Below are 8,605 nucleotides of genomic sequence, written 5' to 3'. Positions count from 1 at the left end.
GTCATCCTCACCATTAAACGCAACAAGCTCGGCTTCAAACTTGTTGCACACATCACCAAAGATAACCTCAAGGTCATCAACAGCTTGTTTGGTGAAAACTGCTCGTCGATACTTAGCGACAAAGAGCAACTGCACATGCAAATTAAAGACAACGTGTCTACTACGTCTTAAGTCATTTTCTATTAAGTAGACCAATATGGAATAAAAGAGAATATCAGTATAAACTAACCTCATGAAAACACTCAAGTTACGCATTAAAGACAAACATGCAGACCAGCTAAACAAAATAGCTGGGAGTGTTAACTATGCGTGGAACTATGTTAATGACCTGAGTTACAAACACCTAAAGCAAACAGGTAAATTCTTTAGTGCCTACGACCTTAATGAATACACCAAAGGTAGTGGTGAGTATTTAGGCTTGCACTCGCAAACTCTGCAAGCCATAAACGAAACTCATGCCAAATCTCGTAAGCAATTTAAAAAAGCCAAACTTAACTGGCGAACCAACCGACCCGATGCCAAACGTAAATCACTGGGCTGGATACCATTTAAGAAATCTGCTATCAAGCATCTACATAGCAAACAAACGGGAAACAAAGCACTTAAATCAACCATACAGCTATCGCTCTCTAAAGGTCAAAAGTTCATCATAGATGTATTCGATAGCTACAACCTAAGTCTATATCAAATCAACACGCTTGAGATAGTGCAAGACAGCCGTAATCATTGGTATGCCTGCATCACCGTCAAAGACTTTCCTAAGCAGATAAGCGGCAAAGGTAGTGTAGGCATAGATTTAGGCTTAAAAGAGTCTGCTACCACCTCAAACGGTGACAAGCTGACAACCAAACAGACGCAAAAGTGGGCGAAAAAGCTCGCTGTTGCTCAACGAGCGAAAAACAAACAGCGTGTCAAAGCAATACACGCCAAAATCAAAAATTCAAGGTTAGATGCAATTCATAAATTCACCACCAAGCTTGCTAAGGATAACGCCTTAATTGTGGTTGGTGATGTTAAATCACGCTCATTCACAAATAAGAGAACTAAACTGGCTAAATCAACTTACGATGCAGGATGGTTTGAACTCAAAAGACAACTGGAATATAAATGTAAGTATGCAGGTTGTCAGCTTGAGATAGTGAATGAGAGTTACACTACCCAAACCTGTTCGCACTGCCATAAAATAAGTGACAGTAGTCCGAAAGGTAGAGCAGGTCTTGGAATAAGAGGGTGGAGGTGTGCTGAGTGTGGCACATGGCATGATAGAGATATCAATGCCGCTAAGAACATCCTTGCGGTCGGGCTTGACCGTCTTGCAGAAGGAATCCCCTCACTTTAGGGAGGGGAGGAAGTCAACCATTGTCATAACAGAGGTCATAACTGATATAGAGGTTGTGATAGATATTGTGACAGCGACCATTACACTCCTGTTATTGACTCTCATATCCCCGACTGCTTAAATAGTTCTCTTCTAGGAGACTATTATGACTGAAGAACATGCAGCGGACGAGAAACGCAAAATCATCAACAGATTTTTGACCACCCTTACCAAAGAACAACCTCAAATGTACTATGCGACGACCTCTGAGATTTCGCGTAGCATTTATACAATGATCAAAGAGCATACCAACCGTCTATCGGTAGAAGAGCAGGCACTTGTCAGACAAATGACGGTCGAAGAGATTGAAGCGTTACTCGGCTTTCACTCTCGCTAATCTCAGCTATCATACCTCTCGCTTATTATACCTTTCGTTTATCCTAAACAAAAAAAAAGACCGCACTGATGGCGGTCTTTTTTTTGCGTTCATTGAGCAAGCACGGCGCATGAAGCAATTAAAATGGGTACTGACGCGGCTCGTTTTGCATAGAAATCCAGTGCGTTCTGGTAAATTCTTCGAGCACCCATTCACCATTAAAGCGGCCGATACCTGAGTTCTTTTCACCGCCAAAGGGTACATTACTCTCATCGTTGACCGAGATGTCATTGATATGTGTCATACCTGCGCGAATACCGCGCGCAAAGCGCAGGCCTTTTTGCATGTCTGCTGTAAAGACAGCGCTAGACAACCCATACATCGAGTCATTGGCAATGGACAACGCATCTTTTTCATCTTTGGCACGAATGATACCGACCAGTGGCCCAAACACTTCATTGCGCGACAAGTCCATCTCGCGGGTGACTTCGGTGAAGATGTGCGGCGGCACCACCTGTCCTTTAATCTCGCCGCTTAATAGCATTTTGGCGCCTTGTTGCTGGGCTTTGGCGATTTTTTCTTTTAGTGACTTGACTTGTTTTTCATTGATGATAGGCCCAACTGCCGTATCTTCTTGGTTTGGATCGCCGACATTTAGTGTCTTAACATGCGCCAAAAAACGCGCCACAAAATCATCATAAATATCATCTTCGACGATGATGCGGTTGATAGCGATACAGATTTGACCTTGATGTAAAAACTTACCAAAGGCGGCCGCTTTTGCTGCTTGCTCGATATCAGCATCTTTTAGGACCACAAACGGGCTGTTACCGCCCAGCTCTAACGCAACTTGCTTGATATAATCGCCGCCATTGGCCAACTCACCGATATGCTTACCGACCGAGGTCGAGCCTGTAAATGACACAAAACTTGGAATATCATGGGTAACGATGGCATCACCAATCTCTTCGCCTGCACCGACGACGACGTTGAGCAAGCCTTTTGGCAGTCCTGCTTCTTCAAAGATCTTGGCAAGCAGCAAGCCACCAGTGATCGGCGTGTCGCTGGCGGGCTTGAGCACCACGGCATTACCCAGTGCTAACGCAGGAGCGATAGAGCGCTGAGTCAAATGGAGCGGAAAATTCCACGGGCTAATCACCGCCACGACACCGATTGGCTCACGGTATACAAAGTTTTCTTTACCAGCGGTGTTGGATGGGCGAATCTGGCCATGGACACGATTGGGAAAAGTAGCCGCCTCTAGCGTAATCGCTCGCGCGCTACCAAACTCTACCATCGCCTTGATACGGGTGCTGCCCGACTCTTTGATAAGCCAATCTACGATTTCTTCTTGGCGCTGGTCCAAAATATTGACCACTTTATACAAGACAGCGGCTCGCTCGGCTGGGGTTTGCTGCGCCCAGCGCTTTTGTGCCGCGTGCGCTGCTTTATAGGCGGTGTCGAGCTGCTCTTTGGTAGCCTGCTGAATCTCCACCAGTGTATCGCCACTGTAGGGGTTGATATCGGCATTGACACTATCATCTTGGCCGCTTTGCCATTCGCCTGCGATGTATTGTAGATGAAAATCCTCATACGGGTTTTGACCGCTTTGATTATTGGTATTGATTGACATAATTATCCTTATTTATCTTATATAATAAAGTAGTAAAAATAGTAGCAATTTGCTAGACGACTGGTCTAATGCTACCATAGCCAATATAGTGACGAAACGTATTTTGCCATCTGCTGTGTTGAACAAACGTAACGAGCCTATCCCTGATAGCGTCACAACATATATCAATAAAACGTATAATATATGATAAAGGGAAGCCCCCTATCGTAGCATGACGGCTACAAGACTCACCGTCATATAATCACTGACTGATGTAGCCAATGTTTAGCTTAACTCTTTCAAACCCTATAATAAGAGGACATCTCCCTATGTCTACCAACTTAACGTCTGTCAACGCAACGACCATTCCCCCTGATACTAAAACTCACCTGCTCGATGTCGGCTACCAGCTCATTGCCAAAAAAGGCTTTACCGCCGTGGGTATCAAACAAATACTAGACACCGCTGGCGTCCCGAAAGGCTCGTTTTATCATTACTTTACGTCAAAAGAAGCCTTCGGCGAAGCCATCATCAGTCACTATTTTGTTAACTATAAAACGCGTTTGGAAACCATTGGTCGTCGTCACAGTAACGCACAGCAAAAGCTTTATGATTATTTTCAAAACTGGTATGACACCCAGCAAAACGGCTGCGATCACGAAAAATGCCTTGTGGTCAAGCTCAGTGCCGAGGTCGCTGATTTGTCTGAGCCGATGCGTATTGCCCTAAACGCCGGTTATCAACAAATCATTAGTTGGCTGGCTGAGCAAATCAAAGCTGGCTGGGCAGATCAGTCGATGCCCCGCCCTGAGAATATCGCTGCTGAGAGTATGGCAAAACGCTGGTATTTTGCGTGGCTTGGTGCCAGCTTAATCGCCAAGACCAGTCAAACCAACACACCACTGGCAGAAGTATGGCAAATGACCACCTCCCAAATGGGACGCTAAGCCCACCGCTTATCGTCGTCTTTTTTTGAGTAGATATCGATATCACCCGACGGCCAGCCTGCCTATACTGAGTAAGCTGAGTAAATAAGATTTCTGAGTTATAAGTGTTTTTTGTAAACACCTCTAGACGACCGGTCTAATTGATGTACAATGTGCGCCATCGTAAAAGATAAGTGATTTTTATTTTTGCTGTCTTTTTATCGCTGTCTTTTTTATCAGACAAACGACATTGACTGAGGAATCTTATGAATAACTTTCAATACTACAATCCCGTACGCATCGTCTTTGGTGAAGGGCAAATCAAAGAACTATCAGAGCTTGTCCCGCAAGATGCTCGCGTACTCATCACTTATGGCGGCGGCTCAGCTGAGCGCACGGGCACCTTGGATGAAGTCAGAACAGCGCTCAAAGCCAACGGTCAGCGCGATATCTTTGAGTTTGGCGGCATTGAGCCAAACCCAGAGTTCAATACTCTGCTAAAAGCGGCGGATATGGTCAATGAGCATAATATCGACTTTATCTTAGCGGTCGGCGGCGGTTCAGTCATCGACGGTAGTAAGTTTGTCGCCTTAGTATCTTCACTCAAAGAAGACGATGGTACAGTCTCACGTGAAAAAGCATGGGACGCCCTGATTGGTTATACCAAAAAACTAGATTCAGCGGTGGATCTTGGTGCGGTATTGACCATTCCTGCGACTGGCTCAGAGATGAACTCAGGCGGCGTGGTCAATCACAGTGACCGTCAGGCCAAGCTACCATTTGGCAACCCGCTTGCCTATCCTAGGTTTTCTATCTTAGATCCGACCAAAACACTCACCTTGCCTGAGCGCCAAGTGATGAATGGGGTGGCAGATGCGTTTGTCCATGTGATGGAGCAGTATCTCACCTACCCTGTCAACGCCAAGGTGCAAGACGCGTTTGCTGAGAGCCTGTTAAAGATTTTGATCGAAGAAGGTCAGGCGGTAAAAGCCGATGCAGAAAACCTCGACACTCGCAAAAACATCATGTGGACAGCGACCATGGCGCTAAACGGTCTTATTGGCGTCGGCGTACCACAAGACTGGACAACGCATATGATCGGCCATGAACTGACCTCGCTACATGGTATCGATCACGCCCGCACGCTGACTATCTTACTGCCATCAGTACTACGTGAGCTCAAAGACAGCAAAAAAGAAAAACTGCTTCAATACGCTCGTAACGTTTGGGCCATCGACAGCAATACTGATACAAAACAAGACGATGACAGCATTATCGAAACTGCTATTGTATATACTGAGGACTTTTTCCGTAGCCTTGGTTTACCTGTCAGCTTCGCAGATGCCGCGCTCGATGAGTCAGCGATTGACCCTATCATCCAGCAGCTTGACGCTCATAATATGGTAAAGCTGGGTGAGCATAAAGATAATGACTTAACGGTATCACGTCGTATCTTAGAGCGGGCGCTAACTGGCACGGCTTAATGGTCTTTTCATAATCAGTAAATAACTATCGGCAGCCATGCTTCACTTATTGGCTGCCCGATCTAAAACCATCAATCAATAACAAAAAAGGATCCTTAAAATGAGCTTTGATGCCCAACAAAATCAAACAACAAATCGTCAAATTAAATTGGCCAGTCGCCCAACTGGCGAGCCAAAACCTGAAAACTTTGATATGGCAACCAGCGATATTCCAGCCCCCAAAGATGACGAAATGCTACTGCGCACCGTCTATCTATCACTAGATCCTTACATGCGCGGACGTATGAGCGACGCCAAAAGCTATGCCGATCCGCTAGAAGTGGGCGATGTGATGATGGGTGCCACAGTTGCACAAGTGGTCGAATCCAATATCGACAATTTTGCCGCGGGCGACTTGGTCGTGTCCAATTCAGGCTGGCAGGATTATAGCGTCAGTAATGGTGAAGGCGTGGTCAAGCTAGACAAAGACATGGCAAACCCCTCTTACGGTCTGGGCGTACTTGGTATGCCAGGGTTTACCGGCTATATGGGTCTGACTGATATCGGTAAACCACAAAAAGGCGAGACGCTCGTCGTTGCTGCGGCCACCGGCCCTGTCGGTGCCACCGTTGGACAAGTGGGCAATCAGTATGGACTGCGTACGGTCGGTATCGCAGGCGGCGCGGATAAATGTGAGTTTGCGGTTCGGGAGCTGGGTTTTGATGTCTGTATCGACCACAAAGCCGATGACTTCGCCGAACAATTAAAAAATGCCTGCCCAGATGGTATCGACATCTATTATGAAAACGTCGGCGGCAAAGTATTTGACGCGGTCATGCCCCTACTCAACGCCCATGCGCGTATCCCTGTATGTGGTCTGGTATCACAGTACAACGCCACGGATTTGCCTGAGGGTAAAGATCGCTTGGGTATGCTGATGGGTCTGATTTTAAGACAACGCTTGACGGTCAAAGGTTTTATTATCTTTGAAGAGTACGGCGATCATTTCCCAGAGTTTTTGGAGACTATGGGTAAATGGGTAGAATCAGGCGCGGTGAAAACCAAAGAGCACATCACTGACGGCTTAAACAATGCACCTGATGCTTTTGTCAAAATGCTCAATGGTGAAAACTTTGGTAAAACCGTCATCAAAGTCGCTGACGTTCAATAACTCAAAACCCCTAACCAAGTAACGACTTTTCAACATAACGGGTTAAAACCGCTACTGAAAATTAGGTGTTAACCCGTAATACTGTTAGGGCTCGGCTTATTTAGCACCCTTTTTAAAATGAGGACACGCCCTAGCTTAGGCTAAAAATTACACACATAAAAAGGACAATTATGAATATTTTAATGGTACTCACCTCGCACGACAAACTCGGCGATACCGGTAAACAAACAGGCTTTTGGCTAGAAGAATTTGCTGCGCCTTATTACGCTTTTATCGATGCTGGCGTTGATGTCACACTCGCCTCGCCTGCTGGTGGTCAGCCGCCTCTTGATCCTAGTAGCGATACCGAAGACGCTCAAACCAAAGATACTAAGCGCTTCAAAGAAGACAGCGAGGCGCAAAAGCACCTTGCCAATACCAAAAAACTTGCGGATATGAAAGCTGAAGATTTCGACAGCGTATTCTATCCAGGTGGTCATGGCCCGCTATGGGATTTGGCTGTCGACGAGGACTCTATCAACTTGATTGAAAGTTTTATCAAGCAAGATAAGCCTGTGGCCTTGGTTTGCCATGCCCCTGCTGCCCTCAAAAACGTCAAAGTCGATGATGAGTATTTAGTCAAAGGCAAGACGGTGACAGGTTTTACCAATACTGAAGAAGACGCCGTTGGCCTAACTGATGTGGTGCCGTTTTTGGTAGAGGATATGCTAAAAGCCAATGGCGGTCACTACAAAAAGGCGGCGGACTGGGAATCTTTTGTCGTCGAAGATGGCTTATTGATTACGGGTCAAAACCCAGCATCATCAGAAGAAACAGCAAAACGCTTAATGACGAAACTGAACGGTTAAGCGTTTGGTGATTTATATTTCGGTGTTTTATAGAATGGAAATGAACTCTCTAAGAAGGCTGGCATCATGATTCGCTTACATCATCTCAATCAATCACGCTCATTACGTACGCTATGGCTATTAGAAGAGCTGGGCGTCGCTTACGAAATCGTCAGCCATCAGCGTGATGCGACAACGCATCTGGCCCCAGACAGCCTAAAAGCAGTCCATCCACTGGGTAAGTCTCCGGTTATCGAGATGGATGGTCAGTTATATGCAGAGTCAGGCGCTATCACTGAGCTGCTGATTGAGCGTTTTGCGCCCAAGCGCCTGCGCCCTGCGACTGACAGTAGCGATTATGGCTCTTATCTGCAGTGGATTCATTTTGCCGAAAGCTCTTTGATGCTACCGCTGCTGCTCGAGCTTTTTACCAAAAAAGCAGGCGTGGAGGACAATGCGTTTTTAGATGGCTATATCAGTGCCGAAAAGCATCGATTGCTCAGCTACCTAAACGATGAGGTAAAAGATAAATCCTTTATCGTTGGCAATAAGCTAAGCGGTGCTGATTTCATGCTATCGTTTGACTTGATTATGCTGGCCAAACGTCATGCTCTGGCAGACTATCCGTATATCGAGCAATATGCGTCGCAGCTGGCTAGCCTCGATAGCTATCAGCGTAGCATGCGCTTAGAGGTCAATTACGATCAGTCTGTTTAGCATTGCATCATAATTGACAGACCAATTTTCCGATACACACAAACAGCTCTGTATAGAGCTGTTTTTTATGCGTGCTTTATTTTATGATTGCATGAATAACCATCGAATTATAGTTATCAATGTCATATGAGAGCATTAAGCTGTAGAGCAACCAAACAAATTGCTCAGCACCATCCATGAATTACGTGTCGATGA

9 protein-coding genes are annotated in these 8,605 nt (G+C 45.9%); 7 read left to right on the top strand and 2 right to left on the bottom strand.

Going from position 1 to position 8,605, the window contains the following annotated elements; all coding sequences use genetic code 11:
- The coding region (locus tag JFC05_RS08395) for a transposase (protein WP_198336549.1) at window positions 1-234 on the bottom strand (234 nt) is incomplete at its 3' end.
- On the opposite strand from JFC05_RS08395, the gene JFC05_RS08390 reads away from it, so the two are divergent.
- On the top strand, window positions 233-1,339 hold the full coding sequence (locus JFC05_RS08390) for an RNA-guided endonuclease InsQ/TnpB family protein (protein ID WP_198336548.1): 1,107 nt from the start codon (window positions 233-235) through the stop codon (window positions 1,337-1,339). The two genes, JFC05_RS08395 and JFC05_RS08390, sit on opposite strands and share 2 nt — an antisense overlap.
- 145 nt (window positions 1,340-1,484) lie before the next feature.
- The gene (locus JFC05_RS08385) at window positions 1,485-1,715 is read left to right on the top strand and encodes a hypothetical protein (protein ID WP_100749732.1); all 231 of its coding nucleotides are present in this window, start codon (window positions 1,485-1,487) and stop codon (window positions 1,713-1,715) included.
- 118 nt (window positions 1,716-1,833) lie between these two features.
- Here the strand turns inward: JFC05_RS08385 and JFC05_RS08380 are convergent, their stop codons facing one another.
- Window positions 1,834-3,327 carry an aldehyde dehydrogenase family protein gene (locus JFC05_RS08380; RefSeq protein ID WP_198336547.1) on the bottom strand — a complete coding sequence of 498 codons (1,494 nt, stop codon included), beginning with the start codon at window positions 3,325-3,327 and terminating at the stop codon, window positions 1,834-1,836.
- 308 nt (window positions 3,328-3,635) lie between these two features.
- Between JFC05_RS08380 and JFC05_RS08375 the strand changes: the two genes are divergently transcribed.
- From JFC05_RS08375 to JFC05_RS08355, 5 genes are all read left to right on the top strand, one after another.
- Window positions 3,636-4,253, top strand: a complete 618-nt coding sequence (locus JFC05_RS08375; protein WP_198336546.1) for a TetR/AcrR family transcriptional regulator — start codon at window positions 3,636-3,638, stop codon at window positions 4,251-4,253.
- Window positions 4,254-4,498: 245 nt separating this feature from the next.
- Window positions 4,499-5,716: an iron-containing alcohol dehydrogenase gene (locus JFC05_RS08370; RefSeq protein WP_198336545.1), complete on the top strand. Its 1,218-nt coding sequence runs from the start codon at window positions 4,499-4,501 to the stop codon at window positions 5,714-5,716.
- Window positions 5,717-5,816: 100 nt separating this feature from the next.
- Entirely contained in the window at window positions 5,817-6,866 is a 1,050-nt protein-coding gene (locus tag JFC05_RS08365) for an NADP-dependent oxidoreductase (RefSeq protein ID WP_105245510.1), read from the top strand.
- A gap of 170 nt (window positions 6,867-7,036) precedes the next feature.
- Window positions 7,037-7,714, top strand: a complete 678-nt coding sequence (locus tag JFC05_RS08360; RefSeq protein WP_198336544.1) for a type 1 glutamine amidotransferase domain-containing protein — start codon at window positions 7,037-7,039, stop codon at window positions 7,712-7,714.
- 66 nt (window positions 7,715-7,780) lie between these two features.
- On the top strand, window positions 7,781-8,410 hold the full coding sequence (locus tag JFC05_RS08355; protein WP_198336543.1) for a glutathione S-transferase family protein: 630 nt from the start codon (window positions 7,781-7,783) through the stop codon (window positions 8,408-8,410).
- Window positions 8,411-8,605: the final 195 nt, after the last annotated feature.

The sequence above is a fragment of the Psychrobacter celer genome, assembly GCF_016107555.1.
In the GTDB taxonomy this organism is placed as follows: domain Bacteria; phylum Pseudomonadota; class Gammaproteobacteria; order Pseudomonadales; family Moraxellaceae; genus Psychrobacter; species Psychrobacter celer.
The sequence above is the reverse complement of the archived record's forward strand: the minus strand, read 5'-3'. Positions and strand labels throughout refer to the sequence as shown.

Excerpts from the sequence above, each read along its gene's own strand:
- JFC05_RS08390 (WP_198336548.1), top strand. The coding sequence starts at position 233 with ATGAAAACACTCAAGTTACGCATTAAAGACAAACATGCAGACCAGCTA.
- JFC05_RS08385 (WP_100749732.1), top strand. The coding sequence starts at position 1,485 with ATGACTGAAGAACATGCAGCGGACGAGAAACGCAAAATCATCAACAGA.
- JFC05_RS08380 (WP_198336547.1), bottom strand. The coding sequence starts at position 3,327 with ATGTCAATCAATACCAATAATCAAAGCGGTCAAAACCCGTATGAGGAT.
- JFC05_RS08375 (WP_198336546.1), top strand. The coding sequence starts at position 3,636 with ATGTCTACCAACTTAACGTCTGTCAACGCAACGACCATTCCCCCTGAT.
- JFC05_RS08370 (WP_198336545.1), top strand. The coding sequence starts at position 4,499 with ATGAATAACTTTCAATACTACAATCCCGTACGCATCGTCTTTGGTGAA.
- JFC05_RS08365 (WP_105245510.1), top strand. The coding sequence starts at position 5,817 with ATGAGCTTTGATGCCCAACAAAATCAAACAACAAATCGTCAAATTAAA.
- JFC05_RS08360 (WP_198336544.1), top strand. The coding sequence starts at position 7,037 with ATGAATATTTTAATGGTACTCACCTCGCACGACAAACTCGGCGATACC.
- JFC05_RS08355 (WP_198336543.1), top strand. The coding sequence starts at position 7,781 with ATGATTCGCTTACATCATCTCAATCAATCACGCTCATTACGTACGCTA.